The organism is Rhizobium sp. Leaf371 (genome assembly GCF_001424045.1).
Lineage (GTDB): Bacteria > Pseudomonadota > Alphaproteobacteria > Rhizobiales > Rhizobiaceae > Ferranicluibacter.
On record NZ_LMQB01000001.1, the window covers coordinates 760,192 to 786,747 of the forward strand.

Here is a 26,556-nt window from a genome sequence, read left to right on the forward strand (position 1 = left end):
GCTTTTTTGTTTTGATTCGCCGTGATGGGTTCGAACGGTTCATCGCGGGGCCTTGGCGCCCCGGTCTGCGGGGTTTATGAGGGCGGAAACAGGCGCGGGCGTTCCGAAGAGGTGCGCGGCTCCGGCGTTTCGCCGGCCGATCCTTTCAGGCGACGAGACGAGATGATGACGGACATTGCGAACGCTCCGAAGACGGTTCCGACCGGCGCCTACACGGTGCCCGTCTTCGCCGTGGCCCCCATGATCGACTGGACGGATCGGCATTATCGGTTTCTGGCGCGGCAGCTGTCGGCGCATGCGCTGCTCTATACCGAGATGATCGTGGCCGATGCGGTGTTGCGGGGGGATCGGGAGCGGTTGTTGCGGTGTCCGGTGTCCGACACGCCGGTGGCGTTGCAGCTGGGGGGCAGCGATCCGAAGAAGCTGGCGGAAGCGGCGCGGATCGGGGCGGATTTCGGCTATTGCGAGATCAACATGAATGTCGGCTGCCCGTCCGACCGGGTGCAATCCGGCACGTTCGGCGCCTGCCTGATGCGGGAGCCGGCGGTGGTGGCCGACTGCGTGGCGGCGATGAAGGCGGCGGTGGCGCTGCCCGTGACGGTGAAATGCCGGATCGGCGTGGACGATCAGTCGCCGGAGGTGGCGCTGCGCGACCTGCTGACGCGCGTGCGGGCGGCGGGCGTGGACGGCGTGTGGGTGCATGCGCGCAAGGCCTGGCTGCAGGGGCTTTCGCCCAAGGAGAATCGCGAGATCCCGCCGCTCGATTATGGGCTGGTGCACCGGATCGCGGCCGAAAACCCGGATCTGTTCGTCGGCATCAATGGCGGGCTACACACGCTTGGCGCGGCTCTGGCGCAGCTTGGCGATGCCGATGCGGGCCGCCGGCTGGATGGCGTGATGCTCGGCCGGGCGGCCTATCACGACAGCGCGATGCTGACGGGCGTGGATCGCGCCTTTCCGCACCCGCTGAGCGGGGCGGCGCCGGTGGTGCCGGAAGACGCCGACATGACCGAGGCCGGGCACCGGCGATCGCCCGATTTCTGGTGCGGCGTGCGGGATGCGATGATGGCCTATGCGGCGGGGCATATCGCGGCCGGCGGGCGGCTGGTGCATGTGACGCGGCACATGGTCGGCCTGTTTCAGGGCTGGCCGGGCGCGCGGCGGTTTCGCCAGATCCTTTCGGCGGAGGCGACGCGGGCCGGGGCCGGGCCGGAGGTGATCTTTGCCGCCTTTGCCGCCGTGCTGGACGCGGCGTCTGTGGCGGGAGAGCGCGACGCGGCCGAGTGAATGGTGGGGGCGTAAACGGGTGGCGAAAAACGGTCCGTTTCAAAGAGCGGTCCGGACAAGGGGTGCTGCCGTCGTCCCGGACATGAGCGCTCAGTGTATCCCGGGCTTTGAAGACGGGGAGACGGCGGCAGAGATTTTTGAATAGGGATTTGCGCCAACAGAAACGGCGCCACGCGGGCGCCGTTTCCGTAAGGTATCAGCGGCAAATTAGGCAGCGCTGATGTTGACGGCCTTGGGGCCCTTGCCCATGCGATCCGGCTCGGTGTCGAAGGTGACCTGCTGACCGTCCTTCAGCGTCTGGAGGCCGGCGGCCTGGAGAGCGGAGATGTGGACGAAAACGTCCTTCGCGCCGCCTTCCGGAGTGATGAAACCAAAACCCTTGTCCTGGTTGAAGAATTTTACGGTGCCTTTGGTGGCCATGGGGGATGTCCTCTGGTCTTCCCTTGCTGTGGTAACCGCACCCCCGGTGCCGGGGAGGCGGGCGGTCGTGCGTGCCGAAAGGGGACACGCGGTCTGGATGTCACGTACGGGAGCAAAGAACGTCTACGCCCATGGGAGCCGCAAGGCCTTGGCCGGCCATCCGCCCCATGCTGCCGTTCGACCGTGTCCACAGCGGGAAACCCCACCGGAACGCCGCCGAGCGGCACAACCACATCAGTCCAGTCTCCGGGATGAACAGCCCGAACGGTATATTTCTGCCAGCAAATACGCGCCTTGGCAAGCGGGTCCGGCGGCGGACGGATCGGAGAAAAAGGCCGCGCCTCCACATTTTCGTCGGATGCATGGCGGAGTGTCCCGAAGCGGTGCACAGCGTCGCGCCATGGCAGCCCCAAGGGTTGATGCCGGAGGCCGGGGCGGGTACTGCAGGGTGGCCGATGTCGAAAGGCCGATGCGGTGAAAGGATTGGGGGCAAGGTGATCGATCCCTATGCGATGCTGGGCGTGGAACGCGATGCCGACGAGGCCGCGATCAAGACCGCCTATCGCCTGGTGGCCAAGACGGCGCATCCCGACCAGGGCGGCGACGCGGCGGCCTTCGGCAAGCTGCAGGCGGCCTACGACCTGCTGCGCGACCCCGTGCGCCGCAAGATCTTCGACGATACCGGCTACGACCCCGAGCTGGCCGACCCGCGCGACCTGAAGGGCCTGCTGGTGATCGAGACGCTGGTCAACGAGGTGATCCTGGACGAGCGCGAGCCCGGCAGCTTCGACCCCGTGGCCGCCATGCGCCGCCGGCTTTCCGACGATATCGTCAAGAGCCGCTTCCATATTCTCGAGCTCGAACGCCACCGCACCCGCGTGCGCCAGCACATGGACCGCCTCGGCCGCCGCCCGGACGCCGACGTGCTCGGCTCCATGCTGCGCGCCCGCTCCCAATCCATCGCCGACGCCATCAAGAGCGCCGAGAGCCAGATCGAGGTGATCGAGCAGGCCTATCTGATGCTGGAAGGCTATCGCTACGAGCTGGAAGCGGCGCGGGAGGAAGCGGCGGAATAGTGAGGGGTGAGGAGTGAGTGGTGAGTGGTGAGTGGTGAGGAGTGAGTAGTGAGCAGTGAGCCGCGATTACGCAGTCGCAAAGCGTCATCAGCAGGCCGACCGAGGGAGCCATTTCCCGTCCCACCGCCCACTGCCGACTGCCTAACCCCTGCTCACCACTCACTACTCACTACTCACCATACCTTTTCTCCAAAAATCCTGGAATTCCGCTTTGAGCGGGTCGCCGCGGGGGAGGCAGGATCGGGCGACGGCGAGGGCGTTGCGGATGTCGGTGTCCATGGGATCGTTGCCGAGGAGACGGCCCATCTCCTTCAGCGCGCCCGGCGCCAGAAGGGTTTCGACCTCGACCGACAAGGCGAGAATCACGAGAAAGTCCTCGACGAGATCACGCGGCATGCCGGCGAGGCAGCGGGGCAGGACCGTCTCGGCCTGATGGAGGCCGCGGGCCGGATCGTGCGGCGTCGCGCCGGGAAGGCTGCAGCACCGGTGCCGGCGGCAGCGGGCGCGGTCGCAGAGCAGGGCCTGGGTGAACAGCCTGTCGGCGGTGGCGCACACGCGGCTGCGCGGCTCGAACGGGCGGGATGGCCCGGGACGCGCGGGCGAGGGGCTGGCGTCGCTGGGGCCGGTGTCGCTGGGGCCGGTGTCGCTGGGGCCGGTACCGATGGCGCTGGCTGGGGGCATCCCGGCCGAACCGGGCCCGGCCGGAGGATGTCTGGCGGGCGTGGGGTTGGCGGACATGGGGTTGGCGGGCATGGGGTTGGTGCGGTTTGGCCCGGCCTGACGGTGCGCGGCCTGACGTGGCCCGGCGTGAGGTGGCCGAGCGTGAGGTGGCCCGGCGTGAGGTGGCCCGGCGTGAGGTGGCTCGCTCGGCTTTGGTCCGGCATCCCGAAGATTGGCAGAGGTTTGACCGGCAAGCGTTTGGCTGGCGGGATCGGCCGGTGCGGGGCCGAGGGACGGGGTCGGTCGGGCTTGGGACGTCTCGCGTCGGGCGGCGGATTGTTTGCGTCGTCTGGACATGCGGTCTCCTTCACGCAGGCGGTTCGGCCTCGCGGTGTGGCGCATCGGGGTTTTTCGGCCGTTCGGGCCGAGGATCGGACGGGGCGCTGGAAGCTGCCGCGTTGATGATGATAAAAATGACACCTTCCGGCGCCCCGTTCGGCGGTTTTTGCCCGCAGGTGCCTCTCTGCCGCCGTCCCGACGCGCCCTGCGGCGCGTCCTCGGACGACGCTCCATGCCGCGAAGGCAAACCCGAACCGTACGGGCGCATCGCTTGCGCGACGCACCGGCGCCTCGGGGGGAGGTCGTTCTGCGAACCGTGACATGGGAGGCGCACGTCGTTCCTCTCACCCCACAGCCGGCTCCGCCTCGCCGGCACGCCTGCCGGTGTATCCGAGAGCGGAACGGGGCCAGTATGCGGGGGCTTGCGCGGCGCGGGGAAAGGGGTGCGCGAAAAATTCTGGACTGTCTCGGGGGCGGCGGGGGTTTTGCCGGCGATCGGCGGCCGGGACGATGGGTGGCCAAAGGAACGAAGCGGCCGGCGCGCTTCCGGCCTGCCGCTTTGTTTTCAGGGAGGTTTCAGGTTTGGGCGACGAGCGGACGGCTCAGCTGTAGCCGCCTTCGGCGCGCTGTTCGGCGGCCTCGCGCTGGGCGCGGTCGAGAGCGTCGCCGCCTTTGTTTTTCCCCGTCGGCGCGATGTCGGGTCTGGCCGTCGGGGCGGCATCGCCGGCCGGATGGGTGAGGGGCGCGCGTGCGCGCGGCAGCTGAGCGCTGTCGAAATAGGTGCGGAACGACGCGATCTTGCCATCCGCCCCTTCCAGCACGCTGACGCCGCCATAATCGAACGCCTCGCCGGCGAGGGTGCCGCGGCTGCGCCATTCGAGAAAGGTAACGCCGTCCGTCTCCTTGACAGTGCGAAATTCGGAGGAAATCTCCTCGAAGGCCGCGCGATACTGCGACCAGAACCGCCGCGCCGCCGCCGCCCCGCCCGCCTCATAGGACACCAGCGGATTGGACAGGCTCACATCCTCGGCGAACAGGCCGGCGATGGTGTCGGCATCCCGCTCGGATTCGAGGCGGCGAAGGGCGGAAATGAAGGTCTCGGCAAGGGCTGTCATGGGGCGCTCCTGAGGTTTGGGCTCGGGAGGGAACTGGGGTGGGGGTGGGTTGTTCCGGAGTGGTGGGTAAGCAATAGAAATACTACAAATGGTCCGTCTTGTAAGAAGAGATAGTAGACGCGACGGCTTCACTCTGAAGCTCTTCCCTGTTGGAGCTCGACTTCATCGAGGATCGATCAAAACGCTCAGATCTCCAAGTCGTAAGATAATCGCGGTGAGAAGAGATGACTTTTTCTAGTCTCTTGTTTGCTAGTTGCGCCGCGAGTGTTGCGTTTGATTTTACAACCATGTTGTGACCTCCTAATTTAATTCACACTCTCATGATTCGAAGGCTGCTGCTATGACGCCCCTCATTCCTCGCATCGAATTCCCGGAGATAGTCATTGGGTTGGTCTCTCCGATCGGAACTCCCCTTGCTGAAACCATATCAGGCCTCAAGAAATTTTTCATATCGGTTGGGTACACGATTCATGAGCTTCGAGTCACGGATCTGTTTAAACGAATGGAGAAAATCGTTGTTCCTAAAAAGGAGTTGAAAACGACCCCGCTTAATATGCGCTATGAAAGTTACATTTCTTACGGAAATCAACTTAGAGAGTTTGCGAACGATCCCTCAGTTCTGGCTGCGCTTACTGTCCAGACTATCGTAGAATCGAGGATGAACAGGAGTAATCCTGAGAACGATAAATTCACAAAAAATGTTTTTATCGTGCATCAATTTAAAAGACCGGAAGAAATAGATTTACTTAGATCCGTTTACGGCAAAGTCTTTTTTCAAATATCTGTTTATTCGATGAGGTCGTCGAGGGTGGATTTTCTTTCAAGAAAATTTGCTGAGGATGCCGGCCAAGCAGTGCATGCTTCTTTTAGATCCAGTGCCGAACAACTTGTAGATACTGACGAAAATCAGATTAGAGAACCGTTTGGTCAGCGTGTAGCGAAGATTTTCCATGATGCCGATCTGGTTCTGAACCGCGACGTTCGGTCTCCCGCTTTGCTTGAGCAATTAAACAGGTTTCTCGAGTTACTTTTTTCGTCAAACGTCATAACTCCAAGCAAAATGGAATATGGGATGTTCGCAGCAAAATCTGCGGCTCTCCGAACATCCGATCTATCACGCCAAGTTGGAGCGGCAATCTTCAGTGCGAAAGGCGAGATCATTGCGCTAGGATCCAATGAAGTTCCAAAGGCTGGCGGTGGAACTTATTGGCCGGACGAAGAATACGACGATCGAGAATTTCAGAGGAAAAACGATTCAAATGATAGACGCAAAAAAGAGCTACTGGAAGAGATATTAAGGGTTGTCGAAATTTCTATAGACGAACTAGACAAAGAAAAAATAAAAAGTTTGAATAGTACCGGTTTTATGGATGCACTCGAGTACGGACGTATTGTCCACGCGGAGATGTCTGCAATTACTGATGCGGCGCGCTTGAGAGGCGCGTTGTCAGGGTCGGTTCTTTATACAACGACATTTCCGTGTCATATGTGTGCAAAGCATATCGTCTCAAGCGGGATTAATCAGGTATATTACTTGGAGCCCTACCCAAAGAGCTTAGCATCGAGACTTCACGCTGACTCAATCAATATTGATCGCCAGGAACGTGGTGAGTATCACGACTATCCGTCTGTGGATTTCTCGCATTTTTTTGGCATAACACCCCGAAGATACAGAGAACTCTTTCAGAGAAGTAAGAGGAAGGATGACGATGGGTGTTTGCAGGATTATACTGACAACAAAAAAATCCCATACGTTGATCTGAAGTCACCATTCTACGCCTATCTTGAAGATACCGTTATGGAAAGCTTAAGGACGGCACTTCATACAATTGAGGTCGATGGACAACTTTGATTTCCTCGCCTCACCGCCCCGGCCGTCCCGTCTTGCCCTTCGTCCGGCCCTTCTGCCGCTTCACATCTCCCGCATCCTCATAGCTCCCGACGCCTGCCTTTGCCCGCACCAGCGGGCGGGGGTCGTCGGTGGCGCGTTCGGGTTGGCCTTCGGTCAGCGGTGAGACGCGTTTCGTGGCCCTGGCGGCGTCGGGTTTGATCGGGAGGGCGCCGGGGACGGGTTTTTCGGTGCGGCCGACGGTCATTTCGTCGAGGTCGTTGCGGCGGAAAAGCGGGCGTTCGGTGTCGGTGCCGGGGCCCATATCGTCGAGGGCGTTCTGGCGGAAGAGGGAGGGTGCGGGCTGGGGTTGCCCCTCATCCGCCCTGCGGGCACCTTCTCCCCGCGCGCGGGGAGAAGAGACGGCGCCCGTGGCGCTGTCCGCGTCTTCGTCTTCCGTAGCATTCAGGTCTCGCGCAGCTTTCGGTTTACCGGTGGCGACTTCTTGCCCTTTCGCGGCCTCTCTTGCTTTGGCGGACTTCTGGTCGGCCTTGCTGACGAAACCTTCGGCGCTCCTCGCCTCCTGGCGGGCCATCGGGTCGTCCATGGTGGCGAGTTCGGTGGCTTTGAGGCGTTTGATTTCGTCGCGCAGGCGCGCGGCGGTTTCGAAGTCGAGGTCTGTGGCGGCGTTGCGCATCTGTTTTTCGAGCGCTTCGAGATGGGCTGCAAGGTTGTTGCCGACCATGTGGCCGCCGGAGGCAAAACCCTTGCCGGTGGCGCCGCCGATGTCGGCGCGGACGTGGTCGCGTTCGTAGACGCTGTCGAGAATGTCGGAGATCTTGGCCTTGACCGATTCCGGGGTGATGCCGTTGGCCTCGTTATAGGCCATCTGCTTTTCGCGGCGGCGGGCGGTCTCGTCCATGGCGCGCTGCATGGAGCCGGTGACCTTGTCGGCATAGAGCACGACCTTGCCATCGACGTTTCGCGCCGCGCGGCCGATGGTCTGGACGAGGGAGGTTTCCGAGCGGAGAAAGCCTTCCTTGTCGGCATCGAGAATGGCGACGAAGGCGCATTCGGGAATGTCGAGGCCTTCGCGCAGCAGGTTGATGCCGACGAGAACGTCGAAGGCGCCGAGGCGGAGATCGCGGATGATCTCGATGCGCTCCAGCGTGTCGATGTCGGAATGCATGTAGCGCACGCGGATGCCCTGCTCGTGCAGATATTCGGTGAGATCCTCGGCCATGCGCTTGGTCAGCACGGTGCAGAGCGTGCGATAGCCCTTGGCGGCGGTGTCGCGGATCTCGCCCAGAACGTCGTCCACCTGGCTCTTGGCCGGGCGGACCTCGACCGGCGGGTCGATCAGGCCGGTGGGGCGGATGACCTGCTCGGCGAAGACGCCGCCGGCCTGTTCCATTTCCCAGGCGGCCGGGGTGGCGGAGACGGCGACGGTATCCGGGCGCATGGCGTCCCATTCCTCGAAGCGCAGCGGCCGGTTGTCCATGCAGGAGGGCAGGCGGAAGCCGTATTCGGCCAGCGTCGCCTTTCGCCGGAAGTCGCCCCGGTACATGCCGCCGATCTGGCTGACGGAGACGTGGCTCTCGTCGATGAACAGGAGGGCGTTGTCGGGGATGTATTCGAACAGGGTCGGCGGCGGCTCGCCCGGACGGCGGCCGGTGAGATAGCGGGAATAGTTCTCGATGCCGGCGCAGGAGCCGGTGGCCTCCAGCATCTCGATGTCGTAGCGGGTGCGCTGCTCCAGCCGCTGGGCTTCGAGCAGGCGGCCGGCCTTTTCGAGTTCGGCGAGCCGCAGCTTCAGCTCCTCCTTGATCGACTTGATGGCGGCATTCAGCGTCGGGCGCGGGGTGACATAGTGGCTGTTGGCGTAGATCTTGACCGAGCGGAGATCGCCGGTCTTGGTGCCGGTCAAAGGGTCGAATTCGGTGATCGCGTCGATCTCGTCGCCGAACATCGAGATGCGCCAGGCCGCATCCTCCAGGTGGGCGGGGAACAGCTCGATCGTATCGCCGCGCACGCGAAAACTGCCGCGCTGAAAGTCCATGTCGCGGCGCTTGTATTGCTGGGCGACGAGATCGGCCAGCAGCTGGCGCTGGTCGAGGCGGTCGCCGACCGACATCTGGAAGGCCATGGCGGTGTAGGTTTCCACCGAGCCGATACCGTAGATGCAGGAGACCGAGGCGACGATGATGACGTCGTCGCGCTCCAGCAGCGAGCGCGTGGCGGAGTGGCGCATGCGGTCGATCTGCTCGTTGATCGAGCTTTCCTTCTCGATGAACGTATCCGAGCGCGGCACATAGGCTTCCGGCTGGTAATAGTCGTAATAGGAGACGAAGTATTCCACCGCATTGTTGGGGAAGAAATTCTTGAACTCGGAATAGAGCTGGGCCGCCAGCGTCTTGTTGGGCGCGAGGATGACGGCCGGGCGCTGGGTCGCCTCGATCACCTTGGCCATGGTAAACGTCTTGCCCGAGCCGGTGACGCCGAGCAGCACCTGGCTGCGCTCGCCATTGCTGAGCCCTTCCACGAGATCCTTGATGGCGGTCGGCTGGTCGCCGGCCGGCTGGTACGCGCTGACCATCTCGATCTGGATGCCGCCTTCGGACTTGGACGGGCGGGCCGGCCGGTGCGGCGTCCACATCTTGCCGTCCTTGAACAGCGGGTTGCCGCTCTCGATCAGGCTGGCCAGCGCATCGACGGTGGCGGTGACCGCGCCGGGGGCGAGCGTGGCGGAGTCCTCCAGCGAGATATCCATGCCCGAGACGGCCGGCAGGCCCGCGGCGGCACGCGATTTCGGATCGCTGGCGCCGCCCATGGAGGTGCCGCGCGCCGATTTCGACGCCTTGGCGGAGAAGGCGGGCTCGACCGGCTTGGCCTTCGCCCTGGCGGCGGCGATCTCGACCTGTTTGCGGTGCTTGCCGGCCTTGGACGCGACATCGCGGCGGCTTTCATGCGAGGTCGCCTCGGCCTCGGCCTCGAGCTGTTTCACCCAGTCGGAGACTGAGCCAGACAGGGGGCCCGAGAGGGGCGCGCCTTCGAACGGCGCCTGCGGCGCTTCGTCGAATCCGGCGGTTTTCGGGGAGGACGCTGCGGGTTTCTTCGGAGATCTGGCCATGCGCGAAATATGGAGAGAGTCTTCCGGAAAAGGAAGGGGAGAGAACGCATCGTGTACGGACCTATGCTCCGTAAGGCCCAAATATCCCGAGCCGTCGCTTACATATTAGAAAGATTTGTATGAGCAAAATCTGTTCAGAGACGAGAAGCAGACAGGCGAGGGGCCGGTCATGAAGCAGTTTAGAATTTCCGTGCGATTGTACGGACTGGTGGGAATGGCCTTGATCATCATGGCGGGGGCCATGATCTTTTCGCTGTTCCAGTCGCATAACCGGCTGGTCGGGGAGCGCACGTCGATGCTGGCGGCGCTCGACGAGAGCGCGGTCGGCATCTTCTCCTATTACAACGGGCTGGAGGTCGCCGGCCACATGACGCGGGATGCCGCGCAGGCCGCGGCGCTGGACGCCGTCCGCGCCATGCGGTTCCAGGAGACCGGCTATCTCTTCGTCAGCGACATGCAGCCGCGCATGATCATGCATCCGCTCAGGCCGGAGATGGAGGGCCAGGACCAGAGCGGTGTCAAGGACGCCGACGGCGAGACCTTCTTCCTGCGCATCGTGGAGATGGTGAAAGCCCAGGGCCGGGGTCTCGTCGAATATCGCTGGGCGAAGCCCGGCGCCGACGCGCCGGTGCTGAAATACACCTATGTCGTCGGCTTCAAGCCCTGGGGCTGGATCGTCGCGACCGGCGTCTATGCCGACGATCTCGCGGCGCTGTTCCGCAGCGGGCTGATGCAGATCGCGATGATCCTCGGCATTGCCGGCCTGGCGATCCTCGGCCTGGCGCTGGCCGTGGTGCGCAGTGTCGTCAGTCCCATCGACCGGCTGAAGACGGCGATGCTGGCGATCTCCCGCGAGGACGTGTCGTCGCCGGTGCCGGCGACGGATCGCGGCGACGAGATCGGCGAGATGGCGAGCGCGCTGGTGACGCTGCGCGACAGCGTCTCGGAACGGATCGCGCTGCGGGACCGCGAGGCGCAGCAGCAGAGCGAGATCGAGGGCGAGCGCCGCAGCAACGAGGCGCAGACCCTGCGCCGTGCCGAAGAGCAGGCGCAGGCGATGGCCACCATCGGCGAAGCGCTGGAAGCGCTGGCGCAGGGCGACCTGACGGCCGACGTGCGGCGGATCTCGCCGGACTATGCCAAGCTGCGCGACGACTTCAACGCGGCCGTGTCCTCGCTGGCGGGGGCGGTGACCTCGATCGCCCGCTCCGCCGACGTCGTGCACGACAATGCCGGCGATATTTCCGAGGCGGCGAACAATCTGTCGCGGCGCACGGAGCAGCAGGCGGCGGCGCTGGAGGAAACGGCGGCGGCACTCGACCAGATCACCTCGACCGTGCGCAACGCCTCCGACCGGGCCGGCGAGGCGCAGGCCATGGTGGCCGAGACCAAGTCGAGCGCGGAGAAATCCGGCGGGATCGTGCGCAATGCGATCGCGGCCATGAGCCGGATTGAGGGCTCGTCCGAGCGGATCGGCCAGATCATCGGCGTGATCGACGAGATCGCCTTCCAGACCAATCTGCTGGCGCTGAATGCCGGGGTCGAGGCGGCGCGGGCCGGCGAGGCGGGACGCGGCTTTGCCGTGGTGGCGCAGGAGGTGCGCGAGCTCGCCCAGCGCTCCGCCAATGCGGCGAAGGAGATCAAGGGCCTGATTCGCACCTCGAGCGAAGAGGTGGAAACCGGCGTCGCGCTGGTGCGGTCGACGGGCCAGGCGCTGTCGGAGATCGAAACGCTGGTCAACCGCGTCAACGACCACGTCGTCTCGATCGCCACCTCCGCCCGCGAACAGGCGACCGGCCTGCAGGAGGTCAACATCGCCGTCAACAGCATGGACCAGATGACGCAGCAGAACGCCGCCATGGTGGAGGAAACCACGGCCTCCAGCCAGACGCTGGCCGAGGAAAGCCGCACGCTGATGGCCCTGCTGCAGACCTTCCGGCTGGCGGGGCAGGGTGCGTCTCCCATGGCGTCTTCGGCGGGCGCGTCCTCGGCAGGGGCGTCTTCGGCGGGGGCGTCTTCGGATGCCGGGGGCGTCCGCCCGATCAGGCGGGTTGCCTGAGCGGTGGTGTGACCGTTCCGCCCGCAGGGGGGGAGAGGGCCGTGGTACGGCCCGCTCCGGGTCTCGTCTCCCGCAGGCGGGGAGACGATTCCGGCAGGCAGACGAGGGGCTTTGCGGCTGGGGTTAGCCGGACGGCGTGGTGCGGGTTCGGAAGCGCTGGCGGTAGGCGGTGGGGGTGAGGCCGGTCACGCGGGTGAAGATCTTCCGGAAGGCGCCGGGGTCGCTGTAATGGACCTGCCAGGCGATGGCGTCCACCGGATCGCGCGACGACAGCAGCAGGTCGCGGGCCGCCTCGACGCGCAGGCGCTGGACATAATCCCCGGTCGTGTGGCCGGTCGCCGCCTTGAACCGGCGGATGAAGGTGCGCGGATCGAGGCCGGCGCGGTCGGCCATGGCGTCGAGGCGGGTTTCCCTGCCGTGGCTGGCGCCGAGCCAGTGCTGGACCCTGAGGATCGCCGCATCGCCATGGTTCAGACGGGGCGAGAAGGCGCTGTCATCGCTCTGCTCCCGGCCGGGGGGATCGACCAGGAAGGCCCGGGCGGTGTCCTGCATGACCGCCGCACCGAGAAAGCGCTCGATCAGGATCAGGCCGAGATCGATCCAGGCCATGACGCCGCCGGCGGTGACGATGTCGCCGTCATCGATGATCGGGCGGTCGGCATCGACCCGGATATCGGGGAAGCGGGCGGTGAAATGCGCCTCGTCGGTCCAGTGGATCGTGACCGTGCGGCCGGCCAGCAGGCCGGTTTCCGCGAGCACATAGGCGCCCTTGCAGATGGAGCAGAGGCCGGCGCCGCGCTCATGGCCGGCGCGAAGCCAGGCCGCGTAGAACCGCGCCTCGGCCTGCGGCAGGGGATCGCCGAGCCCCGGGGGGATGACGATGACGGTCGGGATGTCGGTCGGGCTGTCGGCTGAGTTGTCTGGGGGACTGGCCGGGGTGCTGTTCGTGGCTACGCCGGGGGCGGAGGAGAAGATGCGGGTCGGTGCGTCCTGTCCCGCAAGGCGGGTCCAGTGGCTGACGCGCAGGCGCGGCGGCGTGCCGATCTCGCCCGGCTTACCGGCGGCGATGCGGGCGGCGGCGGCGAGTAGATCGGTCAGGCCGAGCACGGCTGCGGCCTGCGCGCCATCGTAAGAGAGGATCGCGATCTCCGCGACCTGTGCCGGTTTGTCCATATCGCCCGCTTCTTTGTCCGGAATGCCCCTCTTATGGCGGGGGGATCGCGGCTATGACAAGACAGGATTTCTTGAAAGGATACTCCATGAGCCCGCGCGCCCTTCTCGTCGTCGATCTGCAGAACGATTATCTGGCAAAAGGTCGGTTTCCGCTAACGGACACCGACCAGGCCGTCGGCAACGCCGCGCGCGTCGTCGCCGCGGCGCGGCAGGCCGGCGACCTGGTGATCAACATCCGCCATGAGAGCCCGGCCGATGGGCCGTTCTTCGCGGTGGGCACGGACGGGGCGGAGATCGTCGCCGCGATGGCACCGCTGGAAGGTGAGGCGGTGGTGACCAAGCACTATCCCAACGCGTTCCGCGAGACGGCGCTGGCGGAGATGCTGGCCTCTGCCGGTGTTCCGGCGGTCACCGTGATCGGCGCGATGAGCCATATGTGCATCGACGCGACGGCGCGGGCGGCGGCCGATCTCGGCTATGCGACGACGATCGTGGAGGATGCCTGCGCGACGCGCGATCTGGAATTTAAGGGTCGGACCGTGCCGGCCGCGACGGTTCACGCCGCCTTCATGTCGGCGCTGGCCTTCGCTTACGGGCAGGTGGTCTCGACCGAGGATTATCTGGCCGGGTAGCCGGCCGGCCGGCGATCGATGCGGCTCAGCGGTCGCCCGGCACCGGCGTCGGGTGGCCGTCCGCGTCGAGGGCGACCATGACGAAGGTGGCGTCGGTGACCTTTTCCATGCGGTCGGAGAGGTAGCGCTGGGCCCAGGCCTCGACCTTGAGCGTGATGGAGGTGCGGCCGACGGCGGCGATGTCGGTGTAGATGCAGAGCGTATCGCCGATCTTGACCGGCAGGGCGAAGGCCATTTCGCGCACGGCGGCGGTGACGACGCGGCCGCGGGCGCGCTCGGCGGCGCGGATGCCGCAGGACAGGTCCATCTGGGCCATGACCCAGCCGCCAAAAATGTCGCCGGCGGCATTGGCATCGGCCGGCATGGCAAGGGTGCGCAAGGTCAGTTCACCGCTGGGCGTCGTCATGGCCTTCTCCCGTGTGTTGCAGCGCTCCGTGCGCGCGCCGATGCCGAGCCTCGTGCCTACCGCGCTTGTGCGCTTTCGTCATCCCCCTTGCTGTGGAAATGCGCCCGCTCCCGCCGGTTCGCCGGGGCGCGTGCAAGGCAAAACGGCGTTTCCGATGACTCTGTAAGTCGTTTCTACCTAATCTTGGGGTTGAACGGCAGGTTTTTCTTAAAGCTTTACCGGCACGATCATCGTCATGTTCGTGCGCTTTCGGCGACGATCCCCCTTCCTGCCAGAGCATTGGTTCGGCCGGCGACCGCCTTTTCGGGCGGCGATGGCGCGCGTCCGGCTCTTGCCGCCATTCCAGGAGCGCCCTATGCGTCCAGTTTCGCTTTCCGTCGTCGCGCGCAACGTCGCGATCACCCTGACCCTCGTCTTTCTCGGCCTCGCCACGCTGGTAGCCGCCATGCATGTGCGGCTGAGCGCCCATGTGATGGCCAATGCGGACGTGGACGCGCGCGATGCGAGCCGCGCCATGGCCGTGCTCTATGCGGTGACGGCACCGGCGGTGCGGGTCGCGCTGACGGACGGGCAGCTTTCCGGCGTCACGGCGGAGGCCATGCCCGCGGTCGCCAACCACGATCTGGTGGACCGGACGGCGGAGACGATCGGCGGCGTCGCGACGATCTTCGCCAAGCAGGGCGCCGATTATGTGCGGATCTCCACCAATGTGAAGACGGAGACGGGCGCGCGTGCCGTCGGCACCAAGCTGGCGCCCGCGCATCCGGCACAGGCGGCGCTGGCGCGCGGCGCGGCCTATTTCGGCCAGGCGGTGCTGTTCGGGCGCGATTTCATGACCGGCTACGTGCCGGTGACCTCGGCCGCCGGCGCGGTCGTGGGTGTCATCTTCATCGGCATTCCGATGGAGGTCTATTTCGCCAAGATCAACGAACTTCTGGTGCTGTCGCTGGCGACCGGCGCCGGCGTGCTCGTGCTGATGGGCATCGTCGCGACGCTCGCGATCCGCCGGACCATGCGGCCGATGTCGATCCTCACGGGTTCGGTCGAGGCGATTTCGAAGGGCGATCTCGCCGCCCATGTGCCTTATGCCGCGCGAAAAGACGAATTCGGCGCGATCGCCCGGGCGCTTGCCGTGTTTCGCGACAGCGCGCTCTCGCGCCGGCAGATGGAGGAGGACAATGCGGCCGAGCGGGCGCTGACCGACGAGGAACGCGCGGCGCGCGACCGCGAGCGGCGGGCGACGGAAGCCGGGATCGAGCGGGCCGTGACGGCGCTGGGCGCCGGCCTCGACCGGCTCGCGCGCGGCGACCTGACGCAGACGATCGACACGCCCTTTACCGGCCGGCTGGAAACGCTGCGGCAGGATTTCAACGGCTCGATCGCCCGGCTGGATGAGACGCTTACGGGAATTCGCGGAAGCGTCGTTGCGATCCAGACCAATGGCGGCCGGCTGCACGGCTCGGCCGACGACCTGTCCCGCCGCACCGAGGCGCAGGCCGCCTCGCTGGAGCAGACCGCGGCGGCGGTGGAGGAGATCACCGTTACCGTAAAATCCTCGGCCGGGCGGGCGGCGGAGGCCAACGGCCTCGTGCGCGACACCAAGAAGAGCGCCGACGATTCCCGCCATGTGGTGGCGAGCGCGGTGGCGGCGATGGGCCGGATCGAGGCGGCATCGCAGGAGATCGAGCAGATCATCTCCGTGATCGACGACATCGCCTTCCAGACCAACCTGCTGGCGCTGAACGCCGGCATCGAGGCGGCGCGGGCGGGCGACGCGGGCAAGGGCTTTGCCGTGGTGGCGCAGGAGGTGCGCGAACTCGCCCAGCGCTCGGCCGACGCCGCGCGCCAGATCAAGACGCTGATCGACACCTCGACCAAAGAGGTGGGGGCGGGCTCCAGCCTCGTGACGCAGGCCGGCGCGGTGCTCTCGGCCATCAGCGCCAAGATCTCCGTCATCAGCGAGCATGTGGACATGATCACGACCGCCAGCAGCGACCAGGCCTCGGCGCTGAGCGAGGTCAACACCTCCGTCAACCAGATGGACCAGATGACCCAGCAGAACGCCGCCATGGTGGCGGAAACCACCGCGGCCAGCGGCGCGCTGGCGACGGAAGCCGATGCGCTGATGGCGCTGGTGGAGCAGTTCCGGCTGGGGGCGGCGGGTATGGGCGGGCAGGGCGACGGGCAGGGCGACGGGCGTGGTGTGGCGGCGCGGATGGGGCGGGCGGCGTGAGGGCGCGCGCGCGGGCCGGGATGCGTTCGTAACCGCACTGCCGGGGCTTGTCTGCCGTTGCGCGTGTTCCCGGTGAAAGGGCTTGTCAAAGCGCCCGGATGATTGAATATGAGGTTTCGATCATCAAGGGGGATGCCAAGCAGAACGCGCAGTGACGGCGTTGCGGACGCGCGGATCGGCCGGTCGGGGTGTTGCGCGATCGGCGTGGTGACGCGGGCGTCCGCGAGGGCCCCTCATCTGCCTGCCGGCATCTTCTCCCCGCTTGCGGGGAGAAGAGACTCGTGGCGGGGGTTTGCCGTGTGCGGTATCGGTGCCGGATCGGGCGGTGCCGGGTCAGGCGGTGGCGGGGGGCGGGTCCGTGGGGGCGGGGAGGCCGAGGCGGAGGCGTTGGCCTCGGGCGTAGCTCAGCGCCCAGTCGTGCTGGACGAAGGATTGCAGGCGTTCGATGCCGTTTTCGATGATGACGACGTTCCATTCGTCGCGGTCGGGGACGACATGGACGGCCGTGGCTGTTTCCGTCAGGGTCTGGACGGCTGCGGTTGCGTCATAAGCTGCGGTCTGTTGCGATTGTTGCATGCCAGGCCCTCCCTCCCGGCGCGCGCGCCGGTCTCCTCCGCATGACTGTCGGCGTCTCGACGTCGAGGCGCGCCCGTCTCATGCCGTTCACCGTTTCAGGCTGCTCATATCGTCATGCCATCCGTTCCCAAGCCCCCTCGGAACGCGGGCGGCCTCTGCCCGGATCGGCGGTGCGCAAGGGACCGCCGGTGCGGGGATCGTAGCGGTTTCCAAGGCCGGAGTAAACGGCGGCGCGGGGTCCGAAACCGGACGGACGTAACCTTTCATTTACCATGCTTGCCTAAACTCGGGCGATGGGCGTCTGACCCGCGCCGTGTGCCCGGAAATGACCGAAGAGTGCGGGCAGTCTCGGGCGTGGCGTCATGGCTTCGACCTCTCGGGCCGCGCAGGCTTGAGCGTAAGCCTTGGGCCACGGAGTTTTGGGGCGTGACGTCTGGGGACGTGCAGTCTTCGGACGTGAGGTCTTGGGGCGTGCAGTCTTGGGTGCGCCGTCCTGGCTGGGACTGTTGGCCGGGACGTCCCGATCAAGACGGCTGGCCGACAGGGGCTGGCCGAGGGTGGCTGGCCGAGAGGGGCTGGCCGCGAGAGGCGGGCCTCTTGGCTGGTTGGGGGCGCTGCGCCTCTTCTTACAATTCTGGGGCCTTTCGGGGCTTCGGGGCGGTCTGCGGCTGCAGGTCTCCCGGCCGGGGAACCGGTTGCGTTCGAAAGGCGATATCCGGCATGGCCAAATCTTTTTCTCCTTCCCGTTTTCCTCTGTTCCTTTCGTCTTCCTTGTCAGGGGGCTCTTTCCGTCGGCCGCTGGTGTCGGTCGGGCTGATGCTGGCGTTGTCTCTGACCGTGGCGGCCTGTTCGACGGATGCGCTGGAGCCGTCCGAGCGCATCAGCAGCGTGCGGCCCGCGGCGCAGGCGCGGCCGGAAAGGGTGGCGCGCGATCCGGTGGAGGCGACGGGATCGCCCGAGGCGATGCAGGCGCAGGCTTCGCCGATCCCGGCGGAGGGTGTCGATATAGACGGGATGGTGACGGCGGGGTCTGGTGTAGGCGGCGTGGTCGGGCTTGCCGAGGAGCAGAGCCGCGACATTCATGCCGGTTCGTCCGGCTATCCCTATCAGAGTGCCTCGGCCGGGCCGGTGCTGGTCGACGGGATCGGCACGAACAGCGTGCATGTGCTGTCGGTGCCGTCCGAGGGCGGTGCCATGGCGGCGGCGGGCGGCGGTGCGTCGGCGGCCGCATCCGGGGTCGATCCCGATCTGCCGCTGCTGACGCCCGAGCGGATGGAGATGGAGACGCGGCGCAAGGCGCAGTTTCTGGAGCAGGAGAGCCGCGTGATGATCGAGCGGCGCGACAGACGGCGGGAGGAGCGGGCGCGCGAGGAGCAGGTGGCGTTTCTGCCGCGCGCGGCACATCCCGCCGATGCGGTGTCCGAGCCGGATTTCAGCGGCCGGATGCCGGCGTCGGAAGTCGCCTGCCGCCAGCGGCTGACGAAGCTCGGCGTGAGTTTTACCGACGTGCCGCGCATTTCCAACGCCCCCTCCTGCGGCATCGATTATCCGATCCAGCTCTCCGGCCTTTCCGGCAGCATCGCCGTGAAGCCGGCGGTGAAGCTGAACTGCGAGGTGACCGAGGCCTTCGCGCTGTGGGTGAAGAACGAGCTCGCGCCTTCGGCCCGCTATCGCTATCTGAGCGGCATCGGCACCATCAAGCCGCTCGGCGGCTATTCCTGCCGGACGATGAATTCGCGCCGGGGCGCGGCCATGTCGGAGCATGCCCACGGCAATGCGATCGATGTCGGCAAATTCGTGCTGAAGAACGGCAAGGCGATCGACGTGCGCAAGCCCGGCTTCTTCGCCTTCCGGGAAAAGGGCTTGCTGAAGGCCGTGCGGCAGGACAGCTGCAAATATTTCAACACGGTCCTCGGGCCAGGCAGCGACCCGTTTCACAAGGACCATTTCCACTTCGACCTCAGGGAGCGCAAATCCGGCTACCGGCATTGCGACTGAGACGTCCGGCTTAAAAAAATGGCCGGTCTCCTGCTTGCGCGCGGAGCCGGCCGAAAAAAACCGGGCGGAGGGGACTGCCAGCCGATCGGTGCAAACCACGAAGGCGGGGGATGGATGGACCGCGCCTGTTGTGTCCGGGCAGGATGCGTGATTCCGGCGAAGGATTGATGACAGTCCGGTTCGCCCTGCCTTTTGCCCTTGGAACGCGTTCCTGCAACGCCGGGTGACTTTCGGCCGGGGGATGCCATATAAGGCATTCTGTCCCCCTCATTCCGGATGATCCCATGGCGCCCATCGTCTCCGTTTCCAATCTCGTCAAGACCTATGGCTCGGGGTTCCAAGCGCTGAAGGGCGTCAGCCTCGAGATCGAGGAAGGGGAAATCCTCGCGCTGCTCGGGCCGAACGGCGCCGGCAAGACGACGCTGATCTCCATCATCTGCGGCATCGTCAACCCGACGTCCGGCACCGTTCTTGTCAACGGGCACGACGTGGTCCGGGATTTTCGCGCGACGCGGGCGATCATCGGGCTCGTGCCGCAGGAGCTGACGACCGACCAGTTCGAGACGGTGTGGAACACGGTGTCGTTCTCGCGCGGGCTGCACGGCAAGAAGGCCAACCCCGCCCATATCGAGAAGGTGCTGCGCGACCTGTCGCTGTGGGACAAGAAGGACAATATGCTGCGCGAGCTTTCCGGCGGCATGAAGCGGCGCGTGCTGATCGCCAAGGCGCTGTCGCACGAGCCGCGCATCCTGTTTCTCGACGAGCCGACCGCGGGCGTGGACGTCAATCTTCGCAAGGACATGTGGAAGGTGGTTCAGACGCTGCGCGAAGGCGGCGTGACGATCATCCTGACGACGCACTACATCGAGGAGGCCGAGGAGATCGCCGACCGGGTGGGCGTGATCCATGGCGGCGAGATCCTGCTGATCGAGGAGAAGAGCGCGCTGATGAAGACGCTCGGCCGCAAGCAGCTGCGCATCGAGCTGGCCGAGCCGATCACGACGCTCGAAGGGGGGCTGCCGCCGGGGCTGGAGCCCTACCGGCTGACGCTGGAGGAGGCGGGCACGCGGCTGATCTACGATTACGACGCGGCGAGCGGGCGCACCGGCATCACGACGCTGCTGGCGGCGGTCGCCGAAGCGGGATTGCGGATCAAGGACATCTCGACGCGGCAGAGCACGCTCGAGGATATTTTCGTGGAACTGGTGGAGAAGCGGGCATGAATTTCGAAGCGGTCAAGGCGATCTACCTGTTCGAAATGGCGCGCACGCGGCGCACGTTGCTGCAGAGCGTGGTGTCGCCGGTCATTTCCACCTCGCTCTATTTCATCGTGTTCGGCGCGGCGGTGGGTTCGCGCATCCAGCAGATCGAGGGCGTCTCCTATGGCGCCTTCATCACGCCGGGGCTGATCATGCTGACGCTGCTCACCCAGTGCATCGGCAACGGCTCCTTCGGCATCTATTTCCCGAAATTCACGGGCACGATCTACGAGATCCTGTCCTCGCCGATCTCGATGACGGAAATCGTGCTCGGCTATGTCGGGGCGGCGGCGACCAAGGGCATGATGATCGGCCTGATCATTCTCGGCACGGCCTCGCTGTTCGTCGACCTGCACATCGCCCATCCCTTCGTGATGCTGGTGTTCTTCGTGCTGACCGCGGTGACCTTCTCGCTGTTCGGCTTCCTCATCGGCATCTGGGCGAAGGATTTCGAGCAGCTGAACCTCATCCCCATGCTCGTCATCCCGCCGCTCGTCTTCCTCGGCGGCAGCTTTTACTCCGTCTCCATGCTGCCGCCCTTCTGGCAGGCGGTCAGCCACGCCAATCCGGTGCTCTATCTCATCTCCGGCTTCCGCTGGTCGTTCTTCGAGATCTCCGAGGTCAACCCGCTGGTCAGCTTCGCGATCATCCTCGTGTTCCTGAGCGTGCTGATGGGGCTGCTGCTGTGGATTTTCCGGACGGGGTATCGGTTGAGGAACTGAGGGCGCGGTGTTGCAGGGCGGCTAAAAGTGCTATATAAGTAGCACTTTATGGAGGCTATGCGCATGTCGAATACAGCCAAGATCCGCCGGCAGGGCGGCGCCACCGTCTTCAGCATTCCCCCCGCGCTCTTGAAGATGCTGGGCGCCGACGTGGGCACGGAGCTGACGCTGGTGGTGGACAAGGGTGCGCTTGTCGCCACGCCGTTGAAGCCCAGGAGACGTTACACGCTGGCCGAGCTGCTCGAAGGGGCCGACGAGATGGAGGCCCTGAACAGGCAGGCGGCGGACTGGGAGAGTGGCGCTTCCGTCGGCAACGAAGTGCTCTGATGGTCCGAAGCCCTGTTCCCAAACGCGGCGACGTTTTCATCGTCGATCTCAATCCCGTCGTCGGACGCGAGATGAAGGACGACCATCGATGCGTCGTCATCTCGCCGCGCGAGATCAACGCGCTCGGCATGTGCATGACCGTCGCCATCACGACGGGCGGGGCATTCGCCCGCAAGGCCGGGCTGGCGGTCAACATCACCGGACACGCGACCAATGGCGTCGCGCTCTGCAATCAGGTCCGGAGCCTCGATCTCGTCGAGCGGGCCCGGCAGAAGACCGCGCGTTATGTCGATACCCTCGATGCCGCAACGGTGGATGAGATCGTCGCCCGCGTCGTCAGCAGCATCGACATCCCGTAAGGCGTGGCGCGACCACTTGCGAAGCCACGGCTGCCTCCTCACCACTCACCACTCACCCCTCACTAATCCCTCAACCGCAGCTCGTCCGTCTTCATCTGCATCATGTCGAGCGTGGAGAGGAAGCTCATGCCGAGCAGGCTCTGGTCGAGCTTGCCGTCTTCGGCGACGGTGGCGCGGACGTCGTTGCGGACGATGGGGCCGATGGCGACTTCGGCGAGCGTGACGGGGGCGCCGCGGGCTTCGCCGTTGGCGGTCATCAGGCGCTGGGTATAGGCGAGGTTGGCGGGATCGAGGCCGAGGCTTTTCGCGTCGGCATAGGAGAGGGCGATGGTGCTGGCGCCGGTATCGACCAGCATCTGGACGGACGAACCGTTGATGGCGACGTTGGCCTCGAAATGGCCGTTCATGACCTTGTGCAGCACGACTTCCTGATAGCCTTCATTGTCGGTGAAGACAGCGGCGCGGCCGGGCATCAGGCCGCCGGAGAGGCGGGCCCAGTAGGATTCGAGCTCGCCGCGATAGAGATAGGCGGTGACGACGGCGAGGAAGATCAGCACCCACAACGCGAACTGCCGGACGCTCTCGCTCAAATTCCGGCTGCGCCAGATGCCGGCGGCAAAGACCGTGAGCAGGGCCGTCATGCCGACGAGGCTCGCAAAGCTGTCATTGGCAAGGCCGAGCGTGCGGCCACTCTCCTGATTGACAAGCAGAAGGACGAGCCCGAGGCCGAGAATGCCGAGGGCGACGGTCAGCCTGTTCATCGTCTGGCGCGCTCCCCGGTCCTGCGGTCGCGGCGGTCGTTGCGCGTTTCCAGACGGAGACCGGGATCGAGCGCGTTCAGGCGCGTGTGCAGGCCCGTCATGATGTGGCGGCGTTCACGGTCGCTATAGAGCGTCCAGCTCGCGATTTCGTCGCCCGTTCGTCCGCACCCGCGGCAGAAGCCGGTGGCGATATCGATGGAGCAGACGGAAGTGCAGGGTGATTCCATAAAAAGTCCGTGCGGGGAATGATCTTTGACTATCGGCGCCTCAGGCGAAGATCGCAAGGGCGACGAGGAGGGCTGTTTCCGCCAGTTGTTGTGTGGCTCCGATTGTGTCGCCCGTATGACCCGCGATGCGCTGGCGGACATATCTTGTCCAGAGCGGAACCGCGGCGGCGAAGGCGGCGAAGGAGAGGAGCGCTGCGGTGAGCGGCACGCCCGCGACCAGCAGCAGGAGGGCGGCGAGCACGACGCCGGTGGCGAGCGCCATGGTGACGGCGGCCGGCTGCGGCGCGCCGGCGCCGGCGGCAACGCCGGTCTCGCGCGCCGGCGGCAGCAGCGACCAGTGCCAGACCATGCCCGCCCGGCTGAGCGCGGCGATGGCGAGGAGCGCCAGCGCGCCGCCGGCCGAAGAGAGATGATCCGCCAGATCGGCGATGGCGACCGCCCGGAGGGCGAGGGTGAGGACGAGCGCGATGACGCCATAGGTGCCGACGCGGCTGTCCTTCATGATGTCGAGCGCATGGCCGCGCGCGCGCCCGCCGCCGAGCCCGTCCGCGGCGTCTGCCAGGCCATCCTCGTGCAGCGCGCCGGTGACGAGCGCCTGCACGACGAGCGAGAGGAGGGCGGCGAGCAGCGGATCGGCATCGAGCGCCAGCGTGACGGCGAAGACGAGGCAGGCCGGCAGGGTGATGAGGATGCCGGCGGTGGGGAAGGCGCGCACCGTGCGGCCCATGCGGCCGTCGTCGCCCGCAAAGAAGCGCGCGGGCACGCGCAGGCGGCTCAGAAAGGCGATGGCGCGCATCGTATCGGTCAGGAAGGCGCTCGCGGGGTTCGTCACGCTGTCTGTTTCCTCGTGTGCGGTTGCGGCGGCCGATGCTTCGGGCGCGCGCATAAGCCGTTGCCGGAAACCGTCATGCGCTCTAAGAGGGCGCGAGACAAGACGAGGTGCCGCTGCTTTGCCCGACGATGGTGCCGGGCGGCATCGGCATGGGACGTGGCCGGGCAACCGGCGGCATCATCGGCTGCCGCGCAGCCGGAAAACCGGCAGACAGCCAGCCGGAGAAAAGGAAAAACCAGATGAGTGCCAGCGGTCTTCCGTTCGACGATTTTCGCGCGCTGCTGCGTCAGTTGCCGGGCCCCGATTCGGGTGCGCTCGGCGCGGCGCGGGCGCGCGACGGGCAATTGACGAAGCCGGCCGGCGCGCTCGGGCGGCTGGAGGAAATCGCCTTCTGGCTGGCGGCCTGGCAGGGGCGGGCACCCGCCGTGACGCGGCCGCTGGTGGCGATCTTCGCCGGCAATCACGGCGTGGCGTCCCAGGGCATCACGCCCTATCCGCCATCGGTGACGGCGCAGATGGTCGAGAATTTCGCGGCCGGCGGCGCGGCGATCAACCAGATCTGCGTGACCAACGATCTCGGGCTGAAGGTGTTCGACCTCGCGCTCGACTATCCCACCGGCGACATCACGCGGGAAGCCGCGCTTTCGGAGCGCGACTGCGCCGCCACCATGGCCTTCGGCATGGAGGCCGTTGCGGGCGGCACGGACCTGCTCTGCATCGGCGAGATGGGCATCGGCAACACGACGATCGCGGCCGCCATCAATCTGGCGCTCTATGGCGGCTCGGCGCGCGACTGGGTGGGACCGGGCACGGGCTCGCACGGAGAGCTGCTGGAGCGCAAGATCGCGGCGGTGGAAACCGCGGTGACGCTGCATGGCGACCATCTCGCCGATCCGCTGGAAGTGCTGCGGCGTCTCGGCGGGCGCGAGGTGGCGGCGATGGCCGGTGCGATCCTGGCCGCCCGGATGCAGAAGATCCCCGTGATCATCGACGGCTATGTGGCGACCGCCGCCGGCGCCATCCTCAAGGCCATCAACCCCGCCGCCCTCGACCATTGCCTGATCGGCCACGTCTCGGCCGAACCCGGCCACATGGCGGCGATCGAACAGCTCGGCAAGACGCCGCTCCTGGCGCTCGGCATGCGGCTCGGCGAAGGCACCGGGGCCGCGCTCGCCGCCGGCATCGTCAAGGCGGCGGCCGCGTGCCATTCCGGCATGGCGACGTTCGAGCAGGCGGGTGTGAGCGGACGCACCGAGTGATGTTTTTGCGCGGTGAGGCGGGCTGCCGTGGTGAGAATTCGCTGGCGGCTGCCCCCAGCCTAGGGCTGTCGTGGTCAAGGTTCTGCTGGTGGCTGCCCCTCACCCTAACCCTCTCCCCGCATGCGGGGCGAGGGGACGTGGCCTGCCTGGCGGGTTGATGCGCGGCGAGGTTGTCCCTCGTGGTTTTTGTCTCGCCCGGCGGTGCCTCGGGTTTCTGTGTCGCATCCGGCGGGTCTTCGGGTCCCTTCGCCCCGTCTGCGGGGAGAAGGTGCCGGCAGGCGGATGAGGGGCTTTTCGGGGCTCAGACGCCTCGCCGCTCAGGCCGTCCCGGCCAGGGATCGCTCGATGGCCTTGGCGTCCTGCCAGAGGGCTTCCATCCGGTCCAGCGTTGCGGCTTCCAGCGTTTCACCCGATGCTTGAAGTTGCGTTTCGATGTGGCGGAAGCGGCGGCGGAATTTCGTGTTGGTGCCGCGCAGCGCCATTTCGGGGTCGGTGCCGGTGTGGCGGCCGAGGTTGACGAGGGCGAAGGTGAGGTCGCCGAGTTCGTCGGCGATCTTCGCGCTGTCGCCGTCGTGGAGGGCTTCGCGCAGTTCGGCGATTTCCTCCTCGATCTTGTCGAGGATGGGCTCGGGTTCCGACCAGTCGAAGCCGACTTTGGCGGCGCGCTGCTGCAGTTTGAGCGCTTCGCTGAGCGCCGGCTGGTGGCGCTGGACGCCGTCGAGGAAGCCGGTCGCGTCGTCGGTCAGCCCACGGCGCAGGCGACGGGCGCGGCGCTCGGCTTTTTCCGCCTGCTTGATCGTGTCCCACTGGAGCTTGACGGCATCCGGCGTGTCGGCCGCCGCGCGGGCGAAGACGTGGGGGTGGCGGCGGATCATCTTGCGGGTGACGGCCTCGACCACATGGCCGAAATCGAATGCGCCGGCTTCCTCCGCCATGCGGGCGTGGAAGACCACCTGCAGCAGGAGATCGCCCAGCTCCTCGCAGAGATCGTCCATGTCGTCGCGCTCGATGGCGTCGGCGACCTCATAGGCCTCCTCGATCGTGTAGGGCTTGATGGTCTCGAAGGTCTGGACGATGTCCCAGGGGCAGCCGGTCTCCGGCGCGCGCAAAGCGGACATGATGTCGAGAAGCTGCCGGATGTCGCGGGAGGGCTGCATTGGCTCGGGCGGCGTGTCGTTCGGGAGGTCGGGCATGAGGCGGGTTTCTCGGTGGAAAGGGGATTCCGGAACAGGTGTCAGGGGGCGCGCGTATCAGGGGTGGCAGGCGTCAGGCGAGCGGGATGGCGTTGCCGGTCTTGCCGGACTGGTAGGTGTCGGAGAGGTCCTGGTAGCGGCGCCGGATGCGGGCGTCGCGGGCTTTCAGGTCCGGGCGGTCGGCTTCGTCGGCGGTGGCGATGAGATCGGCGATGGCGACGGAGCGCCAGAAGGCGTTCTGGCGGGCATAGCCGCCGGGCTCCAGCCGGAAGACCTCCTTGAGGATGACGAGGTCGTGCGGGATGGCGAAGCTGTCGCGGCTGTCTTCATGGCTGAAGAAATAATAGAAATTGTCGAAGCCCGCCCAGGTGATGGCCGAGAGGCACATGGAGCAGGGCTCGTGGGTGGAGAGGAAGATGAGGTCCCTGGTGTCCAGTGCGGGCTGGCGCTCGTAAAAGCGCTTCAGCGTGTGGACCTCGCCGTGCCAGAGCGGGTTCTCGGTCTCGTTGTTGGTCTCGGCGACGACGAGGGAGAGATCGGACTTGCGCAGGATGGCGGCGCCGAAGACCTTGTTGCCGGCGGCGACGCCCCTTTGCGTCAGCGGCAGGATATCGCTTTCGATGACGGAGAGGAGGCGGTCGGCGAGCGGATCGGTGGACATCGGCGCGGTCCTTTCGGGCAGGGG

General features: G+C 66.0%; 23 protein-coding genes and 1 pseudogene. 12 read left to right on the forward strand and 12 right to left on the reverse strand.

The window, feature by feature from the left end:
* The first annotated feature begins 162 nt into the window (after positions 1-162).
* Positions 163-1,287 carry a tRNA dihydrouridine(20/20a) synthase DusA gene (dusA, locus tag ASG39_RS03370; protein WP_156467996.1) on the forward strand — a complete coding sequence of 375 codons (1,125 nt, stop codon included), beginning with the start codon at positions 163-165 and terminating at the stop codon, positions 1,285-1,287.
* A 207-nt stretch (positions 1,288-1,494) separates the two neighbouring features.
* Here dusA and ASG39_RS03375 read toward each other — a convergent pair whose 3' ends face one another.
* The gene (locus ASG39_RS03375; protein ID WP_062473876.1) at positions 1,495-1,707 is read right to left on the reverse strand and encodes a cold-shock protein; all 213 of its coding nucleotides are present in this window, start codon (positions 1,705-1,707) and stop codon (positions 1,495-1,497) included.
* Between the two features lie 455 nt (positions 1,708-2,162).
* Here ASG39_RS03375 and ASG39_RS03380 point away from each other — a divergent pair, with 455 nt between their 5' ends.
* A complete protein-coding gene (locus ASG39_RS03380; RefSeq protein WP_156467997.1) occupies positions 2,163-2,783 on the forward strand; it encodes a J domain-containing protein in 621 nt (206 codons plus the stop codon).
* Between the two features lie 162 nt (positions 2,784-2,945).
* On the opposite strand, the gene ASG39_RS03385 is transcribed toward ASG39_RS03380, so the two are convergent.
* Together ASG39_RS03385 and ASG39_RS03390 are read right to left on the reverse strand one after the other, a co-directional pair.
* The gene (locus ASG39_RS03385) at positions 2,946-3,338 is read right to left on the reverse strand and encodes a hypothetical protein (protein WP_062592777.1); all 393 of its coding nucleotides are present in this window, start codon (positions 3,336-3,338) and stop codon (positions 2,946-2,948) included.
* 1,046 nt (positions 3,339-4,384) lie between these two features.
* Positions 4,385-4,897, reverse strand: a complete 513-nt coding sequence (locus tag ASG39_RS03390) for a nuclear transport factor 2 family protein (protein ID WP_082476882.1) — start codon at positions 4,895-4,897, stop codon at positions 4,385-4,387.
* A 340-nt stretch (positions 4,898-5,237) separates the two neighbouring features.
* On the opposite strand from ASG39_RS03390, the gene ASG39_RS23000 reads away from it, so the two are divergent.
* Positions 5,238-6,749, forward strand: coding sequence for an anti-phage dCTP deaminase (locus ASG39_RS23000; protein WP_082476884.1), 1,512 nt, complete (start codon positions 5,238-5,240; stop codon positions 6,747-6,749).
* Between the two features lie 10 nt (positions 6,750-6,759).
* Here the strand turns inward: ASG39_RS23000 and uvrB are convergent, their stop codons facing one another.
* Positions 6,760-9,855: an excinuclease ABC subunit UvrB gene (gene uvrB / locus ASG39_RS03400; protein WP_062592780.1), complete on the reverse strand. Its 3,096-nt coding sequence runs from the start codon at positions 9,853-9,855 to the stop codon at positions 6,760-6,762.
* Positions 9,856-10,024: 169 nt separating this feature from the next.
* On the opposite strand from uvrB, the pseudogene ASG39_RS03405 reads away from it, so the two are divergent.
* Positions 10,025-11,818 (forward strand): annotated as a pseudogene (locus ASG39_RS03405) (methyl-accepting chemotaxis protein); the annotation flags it as partial.
* A gap of 219 nt (positions 11,819-12,037) precedes the next feature.
* Here the strand turns inward: ASG39_RS03405 and ASG39_RS03410 are convergent.
* Positions 12,038-13,087 (reverse strand): GlxA family transcriptional regulator, encoded by a 1,050-nt coding sequence (locus tag ASG39_RS03410; RefSeq protein WP_062592782.1) that lies wholly within the window; start codon positions 13,085-13,087, stop codon positions 12,038-12,040.
* Between the two features lie 86 nt (positions 13,088-13,173).
* Between ASG39_RS03410 and ASG39_RS03415 the strand changes: the two genes are divergently transcribed.
* Complete coding sequence (locus ASG39_RS03415) at positions 13,174-13,719, forward strand: cysteine hydrolase family protein (protein WP_062592784.1); 546 nt, start codon at positions 13,174-13,176, stop codon at positions 13,717-13,719.
* A 25-nt stretch (positions 13,720-13,744) separates the two neighbouring features.
* On the opposite strand, the gene ASG39_RS03420 is transcribed toward ASG39_RS03415, so the two are convergent.
* On the reverse strand, positions 13,745-14,125 hold the full coding sequence (locus tag ASG39_RS03420; RefSeq protein ID WP_062592787.1) for an acyl-CoA thioesterase: 381 nt from the start codon (positions 14,123-14,125) through the stop codon (positions 13,745-13,747).
* 355 nt (positions 14,126-14,480) lie between these two features.
* Between ASG39_RS03420 and ASG39_RS03425 the strand changes: the two genes are divergently transcribed.
* A complete protein-coding gene (locus ASG39_RS03425; RefSeq protein ID WP_062592789.1) occupies positions 14,481-16,358 on the forward strand; it encodes a methyl-accepting chemotaxis protein in 1,878 nt (625 codons plus the stop codon).
* A gap of 333 nt (positions 16,359-16,691) precedes the next feature.
* On the opposite strand, the gene ASG39_RS03430 is transcribed toward ASG39_RS03425, so the two are convergent.
* Entirely contained in the window at positions 16,692-16,934 is a 243-nt protein-coding gene (locus ASG39_RS03430; protein WP_062592792.1) for a hypothetical protein, read from the reverse strand.
* A gap of 816 nt (positions 16,935-17,750) precedes the next feature.
* On the opposite strand from ASG39_RS03430, the gene ASG39_RS03435 reads away from it, so the two are divergent.
* The 5 genes from ASG39_RS03435 (at position 17,751) to ASG39_RS03455 (ending at position 21,599) form a co-directional block, all read left to right on the forward strand.
* Entirely contained in the window at positions 17,751-18,932 is a 1,182-nt protein-coding gene (locus tag ASG39_RS03435; protein ID WP_062593400.1) for an extensin family protein, read from the forward strand.
* Between the two features lie 284 nt (positions 18,933-19,216).
* Positions 19,217-20,155 carry an ABC transporter ATP-binding protein gene (locus tag ASG39_RS03440; protein ID WP_062592793.1) on the forward strand — a complete coding sequence of 313 codons (939 nt, stop codon included), beginning with the start codon at positions 19,217-19,219 and terminating at the stop codon, positions 20,153-20,155.
* On the forward strand, positions 20,152-20,913 hold the full coding sequence (locus ASG39_RS03445; protein ID WP_062592794.1) for an ABC transporter permease: 762 nt from the start codon (positions 20,152-20,154) through the stop codon (positions 20,911-20,913). The genes ASG39_RS03440 and ASG39_RS03445 overlap by 4 nt, the downstream gene beginning before the upstream one ends.
* A gap of 63 nt (positions 20,914-20,976) precedes the next feature.
* Positions 20,977-21,240, forward strand: coding sequence for a PbsX family transcriptional regulator (locus ASG39_RS03450; protein ID WP_062592796.1), 264 nt, complete (start codon positions 20,977-20,979; stop codon positions 21,238-21,240).
* Positions 21,240-21,599 carry a type II toxin-antitoxin system PemK/MazF family toxin gene (locus ASG39_RS03455; RefSeq protein WP_062592798.1) on the forward strand — a complete coding sequence of 120 codons (360 nt, stop codon included), beginning with the start codon at positions 21,240-21,242 and terminating at the stop codon, positions 21,597-21,599. Before ASG39_RS03450 ends, ASG39_RS03455 begins: the two co-directional genes overlap by 1 nt.
* A gap of 62 nt (positions 21,600-21,661) precedes the next feature.
* On the opposite strand, the gene ASG39_RS03460 is transcribed toward ASG39_RS03455, so the two are convergent.
* From ASG39_RS03460 to ASG39_RS03470, 3 genes are read right to left on the reverse strand one after another with little or no spacing between them, the layout of a single operon-like run.
* Positions 21,662-22,360 carry a TIGR02281 family clan AA aspartic protease gene (locus ASG39_RS03460; protein WP_062592800.1) on the reverse strand — a complete coding sequence of 233 codons (699 nt, stop codon included), beginning with the start codon at positions 22,358-22,360 and terminating at the stop codon, positions 21,662-21,664.
* Positions 22,357-22,587 carry a DUF1289 domain-containing protein gene (locus tag ASG39_RS03465; RefSeq protein ID WP_062592803.1) on the reverse strand — a complete coding sequence of 77 codons (231 nt, stop codon included), beginning with the start codon at positions 22,585-22,587 and terminating at the stop codon, positions 22,357-22,359. The genes ASG39_RS03460 and ASG39_RS03465 overlap by 4 nt, the downstream gene beginning before the upstream one ends.
* Positions 22,588-22,627: 40 nt before the next feature.
* The gene (locus ASG39_RS03470) at positions 22,628-23,383 is read right to left on the reverse strand and encodes an adenosylcobinamide-GDP ribazoletransferase (protein WP_062593402.1); all 756 of its coding nucleotides are present in this window, start codon (positions 23,381-23,383) and stop codon (positions 22,628-22,630) included.
* 275 nt (positions 23,384-23,658) lie between these two features.
* Here ASG39_RS03470 and cobT point away from each other — a divergent pair, with 275 nt between their 5' ends.
* On the forward strand, positions 23,659-24,678 hold the full coding sequence (gene cobT, locus ASG39_RS03475; RefSeq protein ID WP_062593403.1) for a nicotinate-nucleotide--dimethylbenzimidazole phosphoribosyltransferase: 1,020 nt from the start codon (positions 23,659-23,661) through the stop codon (positions 24,676-24,678).
* A gap of 317 nt (positions 24,679-24,995) precedes the next feature.
* Here cobT and mazG read toward each other — a convergent pair whose 3' ends face one another.
* Together mazG and ASG39_RS03485 are read right to left on the reverse strand one after the other, a co-directional pair.
* A complete protein-coding gene (gene mazG / locus ASG39_RS03480; protein WP_062593406.1) occupies positions 24,996-25,835 on the reverse strand; it encodes a nucleoside triphosphate pyrophosphohydrolase in 840 nt (279 codons plus the stop codon).
* Positions 25,836-25,944: 109 nt separating this feature from the next.
* Positions 25,945-26,532, reverse strand: coding sequence for a nucleoside deaminase (locus ASG39_RS03485; RefSeq protein WP_062592805.1), 588 nt, complete (start codon positions 26,530-26,532; stop codon positions 25,945-25,947).
* Positions 26,533-26,556 lie beyond the last annotated feature (24 nt).